The following is an 18,720-nucleotide window of genomic DNA, read 5'->3' on the forward strand; positions in this document are numbered from 1 at the left end:
TGATTCATGTTAAGACACAAGACAGATACAAGGATCACATAGAGTCGACAGGAGTTGCAGGAGGGAAGGGAAGTTTCACCGGCAGCACATGATATCGCACAGGACTTCTCAATCATTGATCAGCTAAAAAGGAGTGCATCATGCAATTGAACCCTTATCTTAGTTTCAATGGCAAATGCGAGGCAGCGTTCAAGTTCTACGAGCAATGCCTTGGAGGCAAAATCGGCGTAATCCTCACCTACGGGAGTTCGCCAATGGCGGAGCAGACACCACCGGAATGGCGCGATAAGATCATGCATGCCCGCTTAACGGTGGGAGACGAGGTATTGATGGGTTCGGACAGTCCGCCTGAGCATTATGAAGAAACAAAGGGCATGTCCGTATCGCTCAACATAGAACTGCCGGAAGATGCAGAACGCATATTTCGCGCATTATCGGAAAATGGCACAGTACGGATGCCGCTGCAGGAGACGTTTTGGGCTGCCCGCTTTGGCATGCTCGTGGATCAATTCGGTATACCGTGGATGGTAAACTGCGAGTAATCAGCTCGAACGTCAACGATGGGACGAAATGGTGCAGGCTGCCGGTGGCTCGCGGAATATCATGTGATTGCAGCAGCCGTTAAAACGATCTTCCCGATATGCATGCCTGATTCCATCAGTGCGTGCGCCTTGGCTGCGTCCTCAAGCCGGAACACCTGAAATATCACCGGCTTTAATGTTCCCTGCTGCAGCAGCGGCCAGACTTGCTGTTCCAGTTCCTGCGCAATCTGTGCTTTCTCCGCGACGCTGCGGGAGCGCAACGTGGATCCGGTATGTGTGAGCCGCTTGGTCAGCATAGTCATCAGGTTCAATTCCCTGGCCGGGCCATTCTGGACGCCGATCTGGACAATGCGACCATTCAACGCAGCTGCCTTGTAGTTTCTTGCAACGTAGTCGCCGGCAATAATATCGACAATGACATCTGCCCCTTTGCCTCCAGTGAATTTTTTGGTTTCCTCGACAAAGTCCTGCGTACGGTAATTGATGGCCAGATCAGCGCCCAACGCCAGGCATGCCTGCCGTTTCTCCTCCGAGCCTGCTGTCACCAGAATAGTGGCGCCGAACGCCTTCGAGAGCATGATGGCGGTTGTGCCGATGCCGGAAGACCCACCGTGAATCAGTACCGTTTCGCCAGTTTTAAGCTTGCCGCGTTGGAACAGGTTGGTCCAAACCGTGAAAAAAGTTTCCGGCAAGGCAGCCGCTTCAACCATGCTGAAATTTTTTGGCACAGGCAATGCGTTACTTTCATGAACGGCACAATATTCGGCGTAGCCGCCGCCTGCGACAAGCGCGCACACCTTGTCTCCCACCTTGAAGCGCACCGTGCGTTCGCCTGAAGCAACAACATCTCCCGCGATTTCGAGTCCGGGAACTGTGGAGGCCCCTGGGGGAGGCGGGTACAATCCTCGCCTCTGCAACACGTCCGGACGATTGATCCCTGCCGCCATCACTCTGATCAGGATCTCCCCGCTTCCGGGCTGGGGAATGGGCTGCGCCGCCTGCACCAGTGCCTCCGGTCCCCCGGGCCTTTGAATATCAATGGCAAGCATGGTCTGCCGACTGTCAGGTTTGAAAGCCAAGCCTATTCCTGCTATAGGTTAATTAGGGGCGGAGCAGGGAAGATTCCCGTATCGACCACTGAAGTCCAGTCCTACTTTACCTCAACGTCTTTGCCACTGCACGAGCGCCACAAGAATTCCTGACCGATGGGCTAAATAGCGATACTCTTTGAACCTCATAGTTGAGTATCGCGCTAAACGCTGTACGAAGCGGACGAGCCAGATGAAGAGATAGGCGTATGAAAGGCGCTAACAGGCATATCACTACGAGTTCTCAATCAGAAGGAGGTGTTCCATGAAAATTCTCATTGTTCTCACGTCTCACGATCAACTCGGCAGCACGGGCAAGAAAACAGGCTTCTGGCTGGATGAGTTCGTAGCGCCTTATTATGTACTGAAAGAAGGCGGGGCAGAGATCATGCTGTTCTCGCCGAAGGGCGGCCAGCCTCCAGTCGATCCAAAAAGCGATCTACCGGAAAACCACACCCATTTAACGAAGCGCTTCCGCACAGATGGCGCTGCACAGGCTGAACTCGCCAACACGGAAGAGTTGGTCTATGCAACGGCAAGCGACTTTGACGCTGTCTTTTATCCCGGAGGACATGGTCCAATGTGGGACATGCCTGACAATCCCATATCCATTGCGCTGCTCGAAGACTTCGTGAAGGCTGACAAGCCGATCGCTGCAGTGTGCCATGCACCAGCCGCGTTGATCAATGTGCGAGGAAAAGACGGTGAATATCTGATTAAAGGAAAACGTGTGACCGGATTTGCAAATACGGAAGAAGAAGCGGTAGGCTTGACCAACGTGGTTCCTTTCCTGTTGGAAGACCAGCTAAGGGAACGAGGCGCCATTTACAGTAAGGCAGACAACTGGGCGCCCTACGTCCAGGTGGACGGCAAGCTGGTGACCGGTCAGAACCCAGCCTCATCACGCCCTGCAGCAGAAGAGCTGCTGAGGCTGTTGGGGGAGTCGACGCCATAGATACGCTATAAAGCCATGGATTTCAGGGGTAGGGTGCGCCATACGCACTTATTCGACATTGTCTTAAACAGCTGGCCGTGGCCCGTCCATAGGGACCAGCAAAGAGGATGACAGGAACAGTCAACGTGGACAAAAGTGAATGGTATTTTAATGTAGGGTACGTGGAGATATTGTACGCAGCCATGGTGGTTGGCATTTTTGTTGCTCTTTATTTCTTCCGCCGCCTCAGCCGTACGTCTGGGCTGGCCGCTCACATGATCGAGGAACGGGGCAAACTGGTGGGCTTGCTTACGCTCGCTGTGTTGCTCTTTGTGCTCAACAGGGTGCTGGGGGATCTGTGGTAATGGCATCTGTGGCCCTTTGTCTTGCACATTCCGGCTCAACGTCGTCCGTCATACCATACTGATAGATGTTTCTTGTCTTGCAGCGTCCGGCGTGGGCGCAAAATAACGCGCAGGATCTGGCCCGCAATCTCGCGTCCCGAATACAGCTGCACCTTGCGCGCCGAGGATTCCAGCGGGTGTTTTGTCAAAATGACGAATTGAAGGCCGCGCTGCTGTCCCCATTTCTTCAGTTTCTGACTCAAGATTACTTCATCAGCAGCGTACAGTTCCTGATCGAAGCCGCCGACATCACGAAATGCATCACTGCGAGATACGACCAGTGCGCCCGCCGCCCAGCGAAACACGACCGACGTCACGGTCCACAGTTTCAATACTCCGTCCGCCCACCATGGCAATCCTTCCATCCGTATTGCGCTGCCGCAACCCACGTATTTACCACCTTCGATGAGCTGCAAGATATCGGCAAGCAATTCGGGATTTAAAATACTGTCCGCATCTACAAACAGCATCCAGTCACCGGTTGCCTCGGCTGCGCCGGCGTTGCGCGCGCGGCCAATCTGGTTGACCGGCTCAAAAACGACCCGTGCACCTGCCTGCCTTGCCAGGCTGGCCGTATTGTCGGTGGAGTTGTTGTCAACCACGATGATTTCCGATGTAAAACCGGGTTGACTATTTGCGGCGAGAGATGCGTAGACGGACTGCAAGCACTGCTCGATCAAGCGCTCTTCATTAAAGGCCGGGATGATAATTGAGAGATGCATTCCAATGGATTCCGGTTTTAGGCTCGAACTCGCCATTATCCGCGAAAATAGGACTGCGCACGAAAAGGCATACAAAAATTCCTGTGCAGCTTTAATGGAAAATAGATGGGCCCGAGATCCCACCCGTGCCACATTTTCGGGAATTGCATAAAAACCTGCTTAAACTATAAAGAAATTGGTTCCCACTGGAACCGCTGATCCAAAACCGTTCGGGAGTAAAAGGGAGACGTGGGCAACGAACGATTAAATCAGTTTTCAGTATGTTCCAGTAGACTTTTTAGGCATAGGGAGAGGGCCTGATTATACTTGGCATCTTCAAAGTCGCTGATCAACTACCATCGCGGAGGTTATATATGAGTGAAGTTGGGGTCATGCAATGGCTAATAGCGTCCATAATTTTTTTCGTCGTACCATTTTGGAGAATATACAAGAGGGCCGGTTTTAAGCCGGCATTATCATTAATCGCGCTGGTCCCCGGAGGTATTCTGATTCTTCTATGGGTTTTCGCGTTTGTAAAATGGCCTGCTTTTACAGGAGCAGAAGAAAAGAAGGAGTAAGGGGCCTGTTAGAGTTTGGCTCAGTCATCCGCAGGCAATTTAACATAATATACATTATGAGCAAATTAAATGACGAAATAGCAGCGGCGAATTCGGGCTCTTGAGTCTTCTGCGGTCTCTTTTTCCAGAACAACATTTCCTTGTAGCTGGACACCTCTGGATTTAGAGCAAGCAATTGAAAGGCGTGAGAAAGAAAATTTGCTTATGTGTGGCTCCGTACAGAAGTCAAGGTAAGGAAGTAAGAAAATGAATACTGGTATCTGCTTTTTTCTCCCTCTTGTAGTAGATGCCACTGGGCCCGGCACAGGCCAACTACTCCTTGCCGGGCCTCTTTTCTTTGCCTTATCTTTCTCCCGCTTCCCATTACCCCAGGAACCCGCACTGCAAGTAAACGAGCGTCAATGCCCCTGTTATTTTCATGCACGGAACCGGGTGCCTCATTCCGCTGCTTCTTCCTGCTTCTCCCATTTTGCATAACACTCCAGTCCGCAAAAATACAGCACGTAGTCAACAGCCTCCTCGTTCATGGCTTCGGATAAAGGGATCTCCTTTAGGCAGACTTTACAGGGAACTTTTTCCGGATCGGAGGGTTGCTCCAGTTCACGCATTTAAATCTCCCTTTCCAATTCATCCATATCCATCCTTGCTTTTTAAAGGGAACCGGTCAATGCAAGGAATTCAGGAACCCCGGCCAGATGTACGACCGTTGTTTCAAGCAACTGAATAAGCAGCGTCGGATAAACACCCAGCCCTATTAGCAGGAATGTCAACGCAGCCAGCGTTACACTTTCCGCCAAGGACGCCGTACCCGCAAATTTTGCCTCTGGTACAGAGCCCGCCTTCGGGTCATGCACACACATCGCGGCAATAATCCTCAGGTAATAGTACAACCCGATCGCGCTGCCAACAACCAGTGCGACCACAGGTATCCATAGCGATGCTTCCACCCCAGCCGTCAATATGTAAAACTTGCCGATAAAGCCCATCGTCAACGGAATTCCGGCAAGTGACAGCAGCATGGCGGTAAATATCCCTGCCAGCCATGGCCTGTGCCAGAAAAGGCCGGCATAATCCGCAAGCCGGTCGCTATCCCGTTCCGCTACGCCATCGGATCCATCATTTAACCCGCCGGACAATACCGTTACCACGCCGAACGCGCCCAGCATAGTGACAAAATAGGCAGTGAGATAATAGGCAACTGCCTCGATTGCCAGTCCGCCGTAAGCCAGAAATCCAACCAGCAGATAGCCAAGCTGGGCAATGGAAGAATAGGCAAGAATCCGCTTGACGTTATCTTGCAACAGCGCGAGCAGGTTGCCAATCAGGATCGTCATGACGGCAACCAGGCTCAATGCCAGCGTGATTGGCTGCGACTGATACGCTCCGGCCACCAGGAAATAGCGCAGCAGCAGGGCAAGCATGGCGCCCTTTGAAACAGTGGCGATAAATGCGGTAATCGGTGCAGGCGCACCTTCATATACATCCGGCGTCCACATATGAAAGGGCACCAGCGCCAGCTTGAATCCGACACCCGTCACGATCAGTGCGAGTCCAGCCAACCCGTAGAGTTCCAGTACCTGGTCAGGCGCAGCGAGCATTGTTCCGATTTTCGCAAACTGCATCGTTCCAAGCTGTGCGTAGACCAGCGCCATGCCAAACAAAAGTAATCCGGATGAAAACCCAGCGAGAATCAGGTATTTAATTCCTGCTTCGAGAGGCCACTCCGTGAATCGCGGATACGCGATCAATACGAACAGTGAAATACTGAGCAGTTCCAGGCCCAGCAGAAACGAGGCAAAATGGCTGCTCGCGACGAGAACCCCGCCGCCGAGGGCAGCCAGCAGCAGCAGGATGTAAAGCGCCTCATGCCGGCTTTCGTCACCGCCGAAGTAGCGGTAACACAACACCGCGACGACAAAGGTCGCGGCAACGATGAGCCCCATAAAAAACAGCGCATAGTGATCCAGTACCAGCAGAGCCGTGACCTGACGAGATCCGACGCCCCGGGACAGAAACAATGATGCAAATGACAGAACCAGCCCAGCGAGCGTCAACATCATGACCGGTCGAGGATGACGATAAAAGGCTGCCGCCAGCATCACCACTACCGCGGAGGCGGCAAGGAGGATGAGCGGGAACAAGGCCATCAGGTTCAAGGGTAGCGCGGAGGGTGGCGTGTTCATTCCGCGTTCCCCTCCTGGTGGGCTACGGCAATCGCGGGCGGACCATTTGCGATGCCCGGTGCGGCATCGAGCACCGGTTGCGGGTACAGGCCCAGCCAAAGGGCAATGGCCGCCATTGAATACAGGGTCGCCATTTCCCGGCCTGATAAATCATGTAGTTGCCAACCGTGGGTGTTCTCGCCATGAAAAATTTTCTGCACCAGCGCAAGCGCATACACGACACTGGCGACAAATGCCGCAGCCGCGACGGACGCCAGCACGCTGCTGACGCTGGATAATCCCATCAGTACCAGGAATTCCCCGACGAAATTACCCATTCCCGGCAGCCCAAGCGCGGCAATGGCAAAAAACAATCCCATGGCCGCCAGGCGCGGCATGACGCTCCACAGGCCTCCAAAGCGGCTCATATCGCGGGTGTGCGTCCGTTCCTGCAAAATGCCGGCAATTACAAACAGTGCTCCCGTACTGATGCCATGCGCGATCATTTGCATTGCGGCCCCCCCAAGCGACCAGGGATTCCAGGCGAATATCCCGAGCACCGCAAAGCCCAGGTGACTCACGCTGGTGTAGGCCACGAGGCGCTTGAAATCCGTCTGGGCGAACGCCAGGAAAGCGCCATAGACAACTCCGGTTGCTCCCAACGCCATCGCCACCGGGGCAAAATACCCCGCCGCGTCGGGAAATAGCGGAACAACGAAGCGCAATAGCCCGTAGGCTCCGGTTTTCAGCAGCACCCCTGCAAGAATCACACTTCCTGCTGTCGGCGCCTCGGTATGTGCGTCCGGCAGCCAGGTGTGAAATGGCACGATGGGCGCCTTGACTGCGAACGCAATGAAAAAGCCGAGCATGATCCACAGCTCGGCGGAGGGAGACATGGGGGTATTCAGCAGCTCGAAATAATCGAATGTCAGGACCCCAGTGCTGTGGTAGTGGACGAATACCAGCGCAAGAATTGCCACCAGCATGAGCAGGCCGCTCCCCTCGGCGAAAATGAAGAACTTGATCGAGGCATACTGCCGCCTCTCATGGCCCCAGATCGCAATCATGAAATACATCGGCACCAGCATCAGCTCCCAGAAAAAGAAAAACAGAAACAGGTCCAGCGCAAGGAATACGCCGACCGCCCCTGCCAGAGTCCATAGCAGATTGAAGTAAAAGAACCCGGCGCGCTCCTGGATTTCCGTCCAGGAACATGCTACCGATACCACCCCCAGAAAAGCGGTCAGCACGACCAGAATGAGGCTTATTCCATCCATGGCCAGATGAAAGCTCACTCCGAAACGCGGAATCCACTCCGCCCTGATCTCGGCAAACCACCCCCCGTGAGCGGGAAGAGCCATGGCGCTGGCCGACTGCAGCCAAAGCCATATCGTCAATACGAGTTCAATGCCGACCGTAGCCAGCGCAACCCACTTCGCAGAGCCCGGATGCCACCGATCCGCCATCCATGACAGCAAACCGCCGGCCACCAGGATGAAAATCAATGCGGAGAGAATCATGCGAATATTCCGATGAATACAATACCTATCGATCCGGCGGCAATCGCCGCCGCGTAGCGGCGTACCTGTCCGCTTTGCGTTGCACTCAAGGCGCGATAGAAAAACAGACAAAGCTCGGCCAGGCCGCTGTAGATATTGTCGATCAAGTCGTGCCGATGGACCTTCTGGAGCGACCTGAGCGTGCATGAAATCGCCATTCTGTAGATATTGTCGATCACGTCGTGCCGATCGGCGTACGCAAGCCAGAGATAGGGCCGGACGAACAGGAACTCATAAAATCGGTCGAAACCCCAGCCAAAATGCCAGAACTTCCGGATTCTTGCCAATGCCGGGATCAGCATCAGCCCATGGAGAAAGGCGGGATATCTCAAAAACAACAGGTACGCTAACGCGATGCCGCCAAGAGAGGCAGCAATTCCGAGCAGCTCCAGAACGGTTTCGTCATTTTTACCGTCAAGAACGATCTGAGCCGGCGGCAAGGCATGCTGAACAAAGCTGGAAAACAACGTTAAATTACCGAGAAAAGATGGAGTTTCAATCCATCCGCCGACTAGAGAGAGTGCGGCAAGAACTATAAGCGGTATCGTTATGCGCAGCCCTGGCCGTCTGGTTTCGGGAGGCGTCGCAGTCCTCGTTTCGCCAAAAAAGACGAGAAACACCACGCGAAAGATGTAGAGGCCAGTCAATATTGCACCTCCCCATCCCGCGGCCCATAACCATGGATTCCCTCCTGCTGACGCCCAGGCCTGCCAAAGAATCAGGTCCTTGCTGTAGAAGCCCGCGGTAACGAGCGGCAGCGCCGCGAGCGATGCGCTGCCAATCAGAAAAGTCCAGAATGCAACGGGAAGTTTTTTCCTCAGCCCACCCATCCGGAAAATATCATGTTCCTCGTGCAGGCTCATGATGACCACACCCGCGCTCAGGAACAGCAGAGCCTTGAAGAAGGCGTGAGTCATCAGGTGAAAGATGGCTGCCGACCAGGCGCCCACTCCTAGCGCGAGGAACATATAGCCGAGCTGGCTGATGGTCGAATACGCGAGCACGCGCTTGATGTCTTTTTGGGCAAGTGCACTGAACCCTGCCAGCAGCAGGGTAAGAGCGCCTATTACTGCTACCGCCAGTTGTACGGGTGGCGCAAGCGAAAAGAGCACATGCATGCGGGCGATCAGATAGACGCCTGCCGTTACCATCGTCGCAGCATGGATCAGCGCGCTCACCGGCGTGGGGCCGGCCATTGCGTCAGGTAGCCAGGTCTGTAGCGGGAGTTGGGCAGATTTGCCCACCGCACCGGCAAGCAGAAGTGCTGCAGCGAGAATAGCGAGCTCCGACTCCTCCGGCCACTGCTGCGCCACGCACTGCATCAACGGCTGGATATCAAGGGTTCCCAGATGAGTGAACAGCAGAAAAAGGCCGATCGCCATAGCGGTATCGCCGATCCGGGTCACGATAAACGCTTTGCGCGCGGCGCGCCCATTGGCGGGGTCCCGATACCAGAATCCGATGAGCAGGTAACTGCAAAGTCCCACCCCTTCCCAGCCAAGGTAAAGAAACAGCAGATTGTCGGCAAGAACCAGGATACACATCGAACCGACAAAGAGATTCATGTAGGCGAAAAAGCGCGCGTAGCTCTCATCGCTAATCATGAATTCCGTGGAATAGAGATGGATCAGGAAACTGATGATGGTCACGACCAGGACCATTACCAGTGATAGCGCATCGAGATAAAAGCCGATCCTCGGCGAGAAACCGGCTATGGCGATCCAGACCCAGGCTTCCTGCTGAAAGGCGAGACCCGGCGGTCTTGCAGCGATGAAGTCGATCGCGATCAGAATGGCGATGAGTGCCGAGAGAGCCACGGAGCCGGTTCCAATTACCGCCACACCGCGTCGGCTCAAGTGGCGTCGGCCCAGTGCCAGCGTCAGGAAACCGGCCAGAGGCAGCGTGGGAATAAGCCAGAGCAGGGGCAACACGTTATCCCCGCATTTTGCTCACCGCGTCCGCGTCCAGCGTCTGGAAGTGGCGGTGCAACAGCAGCAGCAATGCCAGGCCGACAGAAACTTCAGCCGCCGCCACAGACAGGATAAAGATGAACATTACCTGACCGTCGGCCTGCGCCCAATGCGAACCGGCAACCACGAAGGCAAGCCCGGCGGCGTTCAGCATGATCTCAATCGACATCAGGATGAAGATCAGGTTGCGTCTGACCAGAATTCCGGCCATCCCCAGCGTGAACAGGATGGCCGCAAGCATCAGCCCGTGATGCGTGGGGATCGCGGCAATGGCTTCAGCCGTTCTCATGGCCGCGCCCGTCCCCCGCCGCCCATCCCTCCCCTGATCCTCTTGCCAGCCCCACGTCATCCCCTTCACGCCCCTCACGCCACCCCAGATGACAAGCCCCTACCAATCCTGCCAATAGCAGCAGCGAAGCCAGCTCAACACCGAGAAGGTACGGCCCGAAGAGGCTAATGCCGACCGCTTTCGCATCAACCATCACGGTGGGAGACGTACCGCCGCCCTGCGCAAAGATATAAAGCAGCTCGGCCAGCAGCAGCGCCGCCAAAATGGCGGGACCCACCCACATCCCAGGGTTCAGCCAGTTCCGTTCCTTTGTCGCTGCGGCTTTGCCGAGGTTAAGCATCATCATGACGAAGACAAACAGCACCATGATCGCACCCGCGTAGATGATGACTTCGAGCGCTGCGGCAAAGGGTGCACCCAGCACAAAGAACACTATTGCCACGGCGAGCAGGGAGACGATCAGGTAGAGTAGCGCGTGCACCGCACTCAAGCCCGTGATGACCATCAGCGTGGCCGCGATGGCGATAGCCCCGGACAGATAAAATGTGATTTCCATAGTGCCTCCTGTACTTCGGTTTTTTTCGGAACTCAGGGCAACAGGTGGTGCAGATCCACGGGTGGCGCTTCATTCTCGGCCTCACCCTTGTTCTTGCCTCCTTCGCCATTTATGGCAAGCCCCGCTACGCGATAAAAGTTATAGTCCGGGTACTTGCCGGGGCCGTCGATCAGCAGATCCTCTTTTTCGTACACCAGGTTCTTCCGGTCGTATTCGCCCATCTCGAAGTCCGACGTGAGCTGGATTGCGTCGGTAGGACACGCCTCTTCACAGTATCCGCAGAAAATACAGCGCGAAAAATTGATCCGGAAGAAGTCCGGGTAGCGTCGCCCATGCTCATCCTCCGTGGCCTGCAGCGCAATGCAATCTACCGGGCAGGCCGCCGCACAGAGGTAGCATGCAACGCAGCGTTCCTCCCCATCAGGATCGCGGCTCAGGATGATGCGTCCGCGCCACCGGGGCGGAATGTAAGGTTTTTCATCCGGATACTGAACGGTCACCCGGCGGTGGAACATGTGCAGAAAGATGATCCACATTGACTTCAGAGCATTCCACATGTCATTTCTCTCCCCTGCGCCGAGCGTAACGTTGTCATAATCCCCAGGCCAGCACGATTGCTCCCGTAATCAGCAAATTAACGAGCGTCAGCGGCAACATCACTTTCCAGCCATAACCCATCAACTGGTCATAGCGGGGCCGTGGCAATGAAGCCCGCAAAAGAATGAAAAAACCGATGACGATGAAGGTCTTGAGCAGGAACCACATCAACGGAGGCAATAGCGGCCCTAGCCAGCCACCAAAGAACAGCGTCACCATCACCGCCGAGATGAGGATGATGCCGACATATTCGCCGATAAAAAACAGGCCGAACTTCATGCTGGAATACTCTGTGTGGAAGCCAGCCACGAGCTCGTTCTCCGCCTCTGGCAGATCGAAAGGCAACCGGCGCGCCTCGGCTATGCCGGCCACGGTAAAGGTGATGAGCCCGAGGATCTGAGGGATGCAAAACCACAGATCTTCCTGCGCCGCGACGATATCGCGCAGATTGAATGAACCGGCCAGCATGACGACACCCATCAGCGACAATCCCATGAAGACCTCGTAGCTCAACATCTGGGCGGCCGCCCGGAAACCTCCCAGCAGGGAGTATTTGTTGTTCGAAGCCCATCCCCCCAGAACGATGCTGTAAACCCCAAGCGAGGACATGGCAAGGAAAAACAACAAACCGATATTCAGATCCACCACGCCGATACCTGGCGCGATGGGAACAACAGCAAACGCGAGCAGCGTCGTGGTGGCGATGACGGCCGGCGCCAGCACAAACAGCGCCTTGTCGGCGAACGGCGGTATCCAGTCCTCCTTGGCAAGGAGCTTGATCGCATCCGCGACGCTCTGTAGCATCCCAAACGGCCCTACCCGGTTGGGTCCGTAGCGGTCCTGCCAGACGCCGAGCAGACGGCGCTCTATCCATGACAGCAGCGCCGCGAAACTGAACAAGAAGATCAGAATCACGACAACGTTTGACCAGGTGTGCGCAAGTTCGCTCATGGCGGCGCACCCTGCTTCATTCCGATCCCCAACCTTGTCACCTTCCCCCAGGCGGGGAGGTTGATTCCGGCCAGGCCGGGCAGACCAGCAGGCAAACCCGCAACACCCCGCTGCAACTCGGACTTCAACTGCACAGGCAAGCTGTAGCCCGTTCGGCCGTTGGTCCGCAGCAACTGCAACCGTGATTCATCTCCGGCAGCCAGGCCGAGCTCTGCCGCATCGGCGGGATTGAGCGCAAGATAAGGTCGCGCTGCAAGTTCAGCGATGGCGGGTGCGAGCACGCTGAGCTCGTCCGTGCCAAAGACGTGATGCAGTGGAACGACCAGCCATTCGTCGGTGCGCCGGGTAAATGCTATGGGAACATTGCTGAAGTACTCGGCTTTTCCGGCTGGCACGGGCTCGATCAGACGTACGCCAGGATCGCCCCCGGCCAGCGATGAGCCCACCTCGTCCTGAAACTTGTTGACCGCCTGCACTGAGTTCCAACCCGGCGCCCAGAAACGGGGTATGAGCGCCGGAGGAGGATGGCCCAGGTATCCTTCCATTGAAAACGAGAGCGGCGCGTCCGGATCTTCAGGCGGTTTGGGCTCATGCACGCTGATATCGGCGAGCATCGCGGTGCGCCCGCTATAACGGTGCGGCTGGCGGGAAATCTTTTGACCGCCGATGCGAAAATCTGCTGGGGGTGCGGCGTGCAAAATGGGTTGTAACAAGGGGATCGCCGCAGCGCAGGCCGCGCTGACCTGGTCCAGGTTTATCCAGGGTTGACCTTTGCCGCTTCCGGTTATGGTCATGATATCTTGCGCCCAGCGCCAGCTTTCCTGAATATCGCCTTGGGGAACAAACACCTGAAAGAAGCGCTGCGCCCGGCCTTCATTATTCACCAGCGTGCCGTCCGCTTCCGCAAAAGTACCCGCTGGCAGCACCACGTCAGCCCTTGCGCAGGTCGCATTATCTATGTGATCGATTACCACGACGTGTTTGGCGGCAGCTAGAAACCGGTCGACTATCGCAGCGTCGGCGCGCTGGTAAAGATCGTTTTCCAATATGATAACGGTGTCGACGGAAAAGTCAGCGGCCACGTCAGTGGAAGTTTCGGCAGTGGCGCCAGCGGTATTGTCGTTAAGGGGAGCGCCGTTACAAGCCGTTTCGAATGCGGATTCGAAGCTGACGCCGCCGATCATCGCTGCGCCAAGGCTGTTGCATTCGGGAACCGCGAAGCAAAGCTCCGCCGGGTGACCGGTATTGCTCAGTGACCACGCCACATTGGCCGCTGCCTCGATGACGGCCCTATTGCCGCAGCCTATGCCCGAGATGACCATAGGGCGTTCCGCAGTCTTTAGCGCTTCCGCAATAGTATCGGCCAGTTCTTGCAATGCATCTGGCATATCCAGCACGGGCGGTGCACTGGAATCGAGCACATGCGCCACTGCAAACCCGAGACGAGCCAAGTCATCGGGCGCCGCGTGGAAGGTTTGCGTGGCAACATCGTCGAGCTTGGTGCCGGCGACGGTGGCAATAAATAACGGCCCTCTTTCCTGCTGCACCGCCCCGCGCACGGCGTTGTCGTTCCAATGCGGAATATGCATTTTCTCGGCGATCTTCTGCGGCTGGCGCCGTACTGATTGGCGCAGCGCGAGTGCGAGCAGCGGTGCGGTATTGGTTACGTCCTCGCCCAGCACCAGGACGGCGTCGGCAAGTTCTACTTCGTGCAAGGAAGGCGAACGCGCGGGCCCTTGTCTCAAAATATCCAGTATGGAAGCAAGTAAGCGGCCATCCCGGTCGGAGACCCCCGCATAAAACCATTCGGGCCCAACCAGAGTGCGCAGCGCAAAGTTGGACTCGACCGAGGCGCGCGGAGACCCGATTCCGATCACCCTGGTTCCATTGGATAACAGTGCGGCAATGTGCTGAAGCATATCGCGTTTAATAGCGGATTGCAGCGCCGCGCTTCTGTCCTTCCGCAGCGAGGGTTGCCTTATTCGATGTTTGCTGTTGGCGAACTCATATCCGTAGCGTCCGCGGTCGCATAAAAAATAGCCATTGACTGCGCCGTTGAAACGATTACGGATGCGCCGTAATGTGCCATAACGCTCGCCGGGTATCGTGTTGCAGCCCAATCCGCAGTGCATGCATACCGAGGGCGCCGTTTGTAAATCCCACTTTCGCGTGTAATGCTGCTTTAGGGTCTTGTCCGTGAAAACCCCGGTGGGACAAACCTCCACCAGATTGCCGCTGAACTCACTTTCGAGGATGCCGTCCTCATGGCGGCCAAAGTAGACTTGATTGCGCAGTACCATCGCGTCCAAATCACGGCCTCCCGCATAGTCGCGATAAAACCGGGTACAGCGGTAGCATTGGATGCAGCGGTTCATCTCGTGATTGACGAGAGGGCCCAGGTTCTGGTTGTGAAACGTGCGCTTTCGGCCTTGGTAACGGCGATAGGTATGCCCCGTCATTACCGTCATATCTTGCAGATGGCATTCGCCGCCCTCGTCGCACACCGGACAATCATGCGGATGGTTGACCATCAGCCATTCGACCACGCTGGCGCGGAACTCCCGCGCCTCGGGGTCGTCGATGGAGATGCGGGCGCCATCCGTGACTGGCGTCATGCAAGCCATCACGATCTTGCCGCGCTTGTCGTCCTCGTTCTTGAACTGCTTGATCGCACATTGACGACAGGCGCCCACAGAGCCCAGCGCGGGGTGCCAGCAAAAATATGGCAGGTTGAATCCGAGCGAAAGACATTGCTGCAGCAGGTTGTCACCATCTTGTGCGGTATAGGGCCGGCTATCGATATGGATCGTCGTCATGTCATCTCCAGGGGCAACGTTTCTCATGGATGTGCCGGTCGAAATCATCCCCAAAATGCTTGAGGCCGCTTTGCAGCGGCTCCGCAGCGCCCGGGGCCAATGCGCAAAAAGTGTGCCCCGGACCCAGCAAGCGCGCATGAGATTGCAACCGTTCCAAATCCGACGACTGCCCACTTCCCTCCTCCAGCCTTTGCAGGATTTGTTCAATCCATGAAAGCCCGGACCAGCAAGGCGTACACCACCCGCACGATTCCTGTGCGAAGAAGTGTTCGAGATTGAGCAGCATGCCTACGGGACAGGTTTTATCGTCGAGAATTATCATGGTGCCGGTGCCGAGGCGGCTGCCTGCCGCCTGCATTGAATCAAAATCCATTGCTACGTCGAGCTGATCGGCGACCACAAAATCGGTTGAAGCTCCGCCTGGCAGGAGGCCGCGAAAGCGATATCCATCCCGCATGCCTCCCGCATGCTCTTCCAAAATCTCTCGGATGGAGGTGCCCATTGGCAACTCCCACAGCCCAGGATTCTTTACTCTTCCGCTCACTCCGTACAGTTTGGTGCCGCCGTTGGCGCCGCGGCTCAGGTTTTTAAACCATGCAGCACCCCGATTCACAATATGGGGTACGTTACAGAGTGTCTCGACGTTGTTGACAATGGTAGGCTTGCCCCATAAACCGCTTACCTGGGGGTAAGGGGGCTTGGCGCGGGGATTGGCGCGCTTGCCTTCAAGGGCGTTGAGCAGCGCCGTTTCCTCCCCGCATATGTAGCGCCCGGCGCTGACATGCAGGTACAGCTCCAGGCTGTACTCCGAGCCAAGAATATTCTTGCCAAGGTAGCCCTGGCGGTACGCCTCGACGATTGCGGACTCCAGCCGCTCCGCCGCCAGCTTGTAAGCCCAGCGCAGGAAAATATAAGCCACGTCAGCCTGGACCGTGTATGCACTAACGATCATTCCTTCTATCAATTGGTGGGGATTACCTTCGAGCAGCAAACGGTCCTTGAATGTGCCGGGCTCCATCTCGTCTGCATTGCAGATGAGGTATTTTGGACGCGGTGCATCGTTGCCCATCGGCACGAAACTCCATTTCTGCGCAGTAGGAAAGCCTGCGCCGCCGCGTCCGCGCAGGTTCGACTCTTCCACCAACGCCATGACTTCCGCAGGCGCCATGCGCAGGGCCTTGCGCACCGCCGCATAGCCGCCCCCGTTCTCATACTGTCTGAGATCGGGCGGTTCTTTTCCTGGTGAGATGTTATTGGTTAGCGGTGTTTCCATCAGCGCGCTATATCTTCCTGCCGATACATTGCAATGATTTCGTCTATCTTGCCGGGGTCGAGATCCTGGTAATGTGCGTTATCTATCATCATCACAGGTGCATGGTCGCAGGCGCCGAGGCATACGTTTGGCAGTAGCGTAAACCGCTGGTCGGCGCTGGTTTCGCCCAGCCCGATGCCCAGCCGGGTCGTCAGATGCTCGCGCAGGCGCTCGTAACCCATGATCCAGCAACTCACGCTGTCGCACAGCAGGATTACGTGCTTGCCCACCGGCTTGCGGAAAATCATGTTGTAGAAAGTCGCCATGCCTTCCAATTCCGCTGGCGTGAGCTGCAGCGCCTCAGCCACGTCTGCAATGCCTTCGTCCGTCACCCACCCGCGATGCTCCTGAACTATCTTGAGCGCTTCGAGACAGAGCGCCCGCTTGTTCGGGTAGTGCTGTACCTTTGCCTCTATCTGTTGTTTTTCCTGTTCGCTCAACATGGTTTCAGCGGTCCACATCCGCCATTACAAAATCAATGCTGCCCAGAGTCGCGATCAAATCCGAAATCATCCCCCCCCGGCTGATCAGGGGGATCATCTGCAGATGCGGGAACGATGGCGTGCGGATGCGCACCCGATAGGGCATGGTGCTGCCGTCACTGATCAGATAATAGCCATTGTTCCCCTTGGTCGCCTCAATTCCCATGAATGCTTCTCCCGGCGGGATGACAGGCCCCCAGCTCACGCCAAGGAAATGATCGATGAGAGTTTCGATATCGTGCAAAGTACGTTTTTTGAGTGGCGGTGTGGTAAGCGGATGATCCGCCTTATAGGAACCGGTCGGCATGTGGTTCAGGCACTGCTCGATTATCCGCAGACTCTGGCGAATTTCCTCGATGCGAACTGCGCATCGATCGTAGCAATCACCCCTCTTGCCCGTCGGTATATCGAACTCGAACTGGTCATAGCCTGAATAAGGCCGCGCCTTGCGGAAATCCCATTCGAAACCGCATGCCCGCAAGCCGGGGCCGGTCACTCCCCACTCTATTGCCTCGTCTACCGAATAGCTGCCTACATCCCGGCTGCGGGCCTTCAGTATGCGATTTCCCAGCGCGATCTTGTCATACTCATCGAGGCGGGCCGGCATATACCCGAGGAAGTCCCGCACCAGCCCATCCCACCCATTGGGTAGATCCTGCGCCACGCCGCCGATTCGATACCAGCTTGGGTGCATGCGTCCGCCGCAGATGGCCTCTACAATATCGAACACGCGTTCGCGGTCGGTAAACATGAAAAATACTGGCGACAGCGCTCCCAGATCCTGTGCAAAAGTGCCATAGAACACCAGGTGACTGGCGATGCGAAAAAACTCGGCCATCATTACGCGAATTACCTTCACTCGATCGGGCACTTCGATGCCAGCCAGTTTTTCTACCGCCAGCACATAGGGAAGGTTGTTCATCACCCCTCCCAGATAATCGACCCGGTCGGTATAGGGGATGTAGGTATGCCAGGACTGACGCTCGCCCATTTTTTCCGCGCCGCGGTGGTGAAAGCCGATATCGGGCACGGCGTCGACGATTTCCTCGCCATCGAGCTGCAATACGATGCGAAAGACGCCATGCACACTCGGATGGTTGGGTCCCAGATTGAGAAACATGAAATCGGCACCATCATGCGCGCGTCGCATTCCCCACTCTTCCGGATGAAAGCGCAACGCCTCCTGCTCGGCGTTCTGCTTGTCTTGCGGCAAGCGGAACGGCTCCATCTCGGTAGCGCGTGCCGGATGATCCTTCTGCAATGGATGGCCTACCCAGGTGGGCGGGAGCAGGATTCGGCGCAGGTGTGGGTGGCCAGCGAAGACGATGCCGAACATGTCCCATATTTCGCGCTCGTACCAATTCGCTGCGGGCCAGATGTCCGTAATGGTGGGCAGTTGCGGGTCAGCGGCGGTTAGTGCGATCTTGAGGCGGATGTCTGCGTTGCGCTCGAACGACAGAAGGTGGTAGACCACGGTAAAATCGCTTGCAGGCTGACCCTCGCGGTGGACTCTGCTTCGCTCGTCAATGGCGGTAAGGTCATATAGCATGGGGTAGGGGTGCTCCGCTTCCAGTTTCAGGTAACGCAACACATCGCGCACACTATTCCTGGAGATCCACTGAGTGGGAATGCCATCGCGGGTTTCCTGGACCGGACCGATCATCGTGCGGGGCATCGTCCGAAAGCGATTTCGCAATTCTGTGAAAACGTTCGAACCCAGGGCAGCATCGGATGAAAGTTGGCTCAAGGTTTCAGACCTCGTCAGGCGGACGCAGCACC

17 protein-coding genes are annotated in these 18,720 nt (G+C 56.2%); 3 read left to right on the plus strand and 14 right to left on the minus strand.

Annotation, left to right across the window (positions count from 1 at the left end; genetic code table 11):
* Nucleotides 1–140: 140 nt before the first annotated feature.
* Nucleotides 141–542 carry a VOC family protein gene (locus BMX66_RS01415; protein WP_090877670.1) on the plus strand — a complete coding sequence of 134 codons (402 nt, stop codon included), beginning with the start codon at nucleotides 141–143 and terminating at the stop codon, nucleotides 540–542.
* A 59-nt stretch (nucleotides 543–601) separates the two neighbouring features.
* Here BMX66_RS01415 and BMX66_RS01420 read toward each other — a convergent pair whose 3' ends face one another.
* Complete coding sequence (locus tag BMX66_RS01420) at nucleotides 602–1,621, minus strand: NAD(P)H-quinone oxidoreductase (RefSeq protein ID WP_255398747.1); 1,020 nt, start codon at nucleotides 1,619–1,621, stop codon at nucleotides 602–604.
* Nucleotides 1,622–1,895: 274 nt separating this feature from the next.
* Between BMX66_RS01420 and BMX66_RS01425 the strand changes: the two genes are divergently transcribed.
* Together BMX66_RS01425 and BMX66_RS01430 are read left to right on the plus strand one after the other, a co-directional pair.
* Nucleotides 1,896–2,585 carry a type 1 glutamine amidotransferase domain-containing protein gene (locus BMX66_RS01425; RefSeq protein WP_090877674.1) on the plus strand — a complete coding sequence of 230 codons (690 nt, stop codon included), beginning with the start codon at nucleotides 1,896–1,898 and terminating at the stop codon, nucleotides 2,583–2,585.
* Between the two features lie 107 nt (nucleotides 2,586–2,692).
* Complete coding sequence (locus BMX66_RS01430) at nucleotides 2,693–2,929, plus strand: hypothetical protein (RefSeq protein WP_255398748.1); 237 nt, start codon at nucleotides 2,693–2,695, stop codon at nucleotides 2,927–2,929.
* 35 nt (nucleotides 2,930–2,964) lie between these two features.
* Here the strand turns inward: BMX66_RS01430 and BMX66_RS01435 are convergent, their stop codons facing one another.
* From BMX66_RS01435 to nuoC, 13 genes are all read right to left on the minus strand, one after another.
* A complete protein-coding gene (locus tag BMX66_RS01435) occupies nucleotides 2,965–3,690 on the minus strand; it encodes a glycosyltransferase (protein ID WP_090877676.1) in 726 nt (241 codons plus the stop codon).
* 994 nt (nucleotides 3,691–4,684) lie between these two features.
* Nucleotides 4,685–4,855: a DUF3330 domain-containing protein gene (locus tag BMX66_RS01445; RefSeq protein ID WP_090877680.1), complete on the minus strand. Its 171-nt coding sequence runs from the start codon at nucleotides 4,853–4,855 to the stop codon at nucleotides 4,685–4,687.
* 42 nt (nucleotides 4,856–4,897) lie between these two features.
* Entirely contained in the window at nucleotides 4,898–6,430 is a 1,533-nt protein-coding gene (locus BMX66_RS01450; protein ID WP_090877682.1) for an NADH-quinone oxidoreductase subunit N, read from the minus strand.
* Nucleotides 6,427–7,929 carry an NADH-quinone oxidoreductase subunit M gene (gene nuoM, locus BMX66_RS01455; RefSeq protein ID WP_090877684.1) on the minus strand — a complete coding sequence of 501 codons (1,503 nt, stop codon included), beginning with the start codon at nucleotides 7,927–7,929 and terminating at the stop codon, nucleotides 6,427–6,429. Before nuoM ends, BMX66_RS01450 begins: the two co-directional genes overlap by 4 nt.
* A complete protein-coding gene (nuoL, locus tag BMX66_RS01460; RefSeq protein WP_090877685.1) occupies nucleotides 7,926–9,899 on the minus strand; it encodes an NADH-quinone oxidoreductase subunit L in 1,974 nt (657 codons plus the stop codon). Before nuoL ends, nuoM begins: the two co-directional genes overlap by 4 nt.
* A 1-nt stretch (nucleotide 9,900) precedes the next feature.
* Nucleotides 9,901–10,209 carry an NADH-quinone oxidoreductase subunit NuoK gene (gene nuoK, locus BMX66_RS01465; RefSeq protein ID WP_199679280.1) on the minus strand — a complete coding sequence of 103 codons (309 nt, stop codon included), beginning with the start codon at nucleotides 10,207–10,209 and terminating at the stop codon, nucleotides 9,901–9,903.
* Between the two features lie 4 nt (nucleotides 10,210–10,213).
* Nucleotides 10,214–10,783 carry an NADH-quinone oxidoreductase subunit J gene (nuoJ, locus tag BMX66_RS01470; protein WP_090877689.1) on the minus strand — a complete coding sequence of 190 codons (570 nt, stop codon included), beginning with the start codon at nucleotides 10,781–10,783 and terminating at the stop codon, nucleotides 10,214–10,216.
* A 32-nt stretch (nucleotides 10,784–10,815) separates the two neighbouring features.
* A complete protein-coding gene (gene nuoI, locus BMX66_RS01475) occupies nucleotides 10,816–11,340 on the minus strand; it encodes an NADH-quinone oxidoreductase subunit NuoI (RefSeq protein WP_090877691.1) in 525 nt (174 codons plus the stop codon).
* A gap of 34 nt (nucleotides 11,341–11,374) precedes the next feature.
* Nucleotides 11,375–12,331, minus strand: a complete 957-nt coding sequence (nuoH, locus tag BMX66_RS01480) for an NADH-quinone oxidoreductase subunit NuoH (protein WP_090877693.1) — start codon at nucleotides 12,329–12,331, stop codon at nucleotides 11,375–11,377.
* Nucleotides 12,328–15,147: an NADH-quinone oxidoreductase subunit NuoG gene (gene nuoG, locus BMX66_RS01485; RefSeq protein ID WP_090877695.1), complete on the minus strand. Its 2,820-nt coding sequence runs from the start codon at nucleotides 15,145–15,147 to the stop codon at nucleotides 12,328–12,330. Before nuoG ends, nuoH begins: the two co-directional genes overlap by 4 nt.
* 1 nt (nucleotide 15,148) lies before the next feature.
* Entirely contained in the window at nucleotides 15,149–16,420 is a 1,272-nt protein-coding gene (gene nuoF / locus BMX66_RS01490; protein ID WP_090877697.1) for an NADH-quinone oxidoreductase subunit NuoF, read from the minus strand.
* Complete coding sequence (nuoE, locus tag BMX66_RS01495) at nucleotides 16,420–16,902, minus strand: NADH-quinone oxidoreductase subunit NuoE (RefSeq protein ID WP_090879661.1); 483 nt, start codon at nucleotides 16,900–16,902, stop codon at nucleotides 16,420–16,422. The genes nuoF and nuoE overlap by 1 nt, the downstream gene beginning before the upstream one ends.
* 4 nt (nucleotides 16,903–16,906) lie before the next feature.
* A complete protein-coding gene (gene nuoC, locus BMX66_RS01500; RefSeq protein WP_255398749.1) occupies nucleotides 16,907–18,688 on the minus strand; it encodes an NADH-quinone oxidoreductase subunit C/D in 1,782 nt (593 codons plus the stop codon).
* Between the last annotated feature and the right edge of the window lie 32 nt (nucleotides 18,689–18,720).

It is taken from the genome of Nitrosovibrio sp. Nv6, from assembly GCF_900110495.1.
In the GTDB taxonomy this organism is placed as follows: domain Bacteria; phylum Pseudomonadota; class Gammaproteobacteria; order Burkholderiales; family Nitrosomonadaceae; genus Nitrosospira.

Excerpts from the sequence above, each read along its gene's own strand:
- BMX66_RS01415 (WP_090877670.1), top strand. The coding sequence starts at position 141 with ATGCAATTGAACCCTTATCTTAGTTTCAATGGCAAATGCGAGGCAGCG.
- BMX66_RS01425 (WP_090877674.1), top strand. The coding sequence starts at position 1,896 with ATGAAAATTCTCATTGTTCTCACGTCTCACGATCAACTCGGCAGCACG.
- BMX66_RS01430 (WP_255398748.1), top strand. The coding sequence starts at position 2,693 with ATGACAGGAACAGTCAACGTGGACAAAAGTGAATGGTATTTTAATGTA.
- BMX66_RS01435 (WP_090877676.1), bottom strand. The coding sequence starts at position 3,690 with ATGCATCTCTCAATTATCATCCCGGCCTTTAATGAAGAGCGCTTGATC.
- BMX66_RS01445 (WP_090877680.1), bottom strand. The coding sequence starts at position 4,855 with ATGCGTGAACTGGAGCAACCCTCCGATCCGGAAAAAGTTCCCTGTAAA.
- BMX66_RS01450 (WP_090877682.1), bottom strand. The coding sequence starts at position 6,430 with ATGAACACGCCACCCTCCGCGCTACCCTTGAACCTGATGGCCTTGTTC.
- nuoM (WP_090877684.1), bottom strand. The coding sequence starts at position 7,929 with ATGATTCTCTCCGCATTGATTTTCATCCTGGTGGCCGGCGGTTTGCTG.
- nuoJ (WP_090877689.1), bottom strand. The coding sequence starts at position 10,783 with ATGGAAATCACATTTTATCTGTCCGGGGCTATCGCCATCGCGGCCACG.
- nuoI (WP_090877691.1), bottom strand. The coding sequence starts at position 11,340 with ATGTGGAATGCTCTGAAGTCAATGTGGATCATCTTTCTGCACATGTTC.
- nuoH (WP_090877693.1), bottom strand. The coding sequence starts at position 12,331 with ATGAGCGAACTTGCGCACACCTGGTCAAACGTTGTCGTGATTCTGATC.
- nuoG (WP_090877695.1), bottom strand. The coding sequence starts at position 15,147 with ATGACGACGATCCATATCGATAGCCGGCCCTATACCGCACAAGATGGT.
- nuoF (WP_090877697.1), bottom strand. The coding sequence starts at position 16,420 with ATGGAAACACCGCTAACCAATAACATCTCACCAGGAAAAGAACCGCCC.
- nuoE (WP_090879661.1), bottom strand. The coding sequence starts at position 16,902 with ATGTTGAGCGAACAGGAAAAACAACAGATAGAGGCAAAGGTACAGCAC.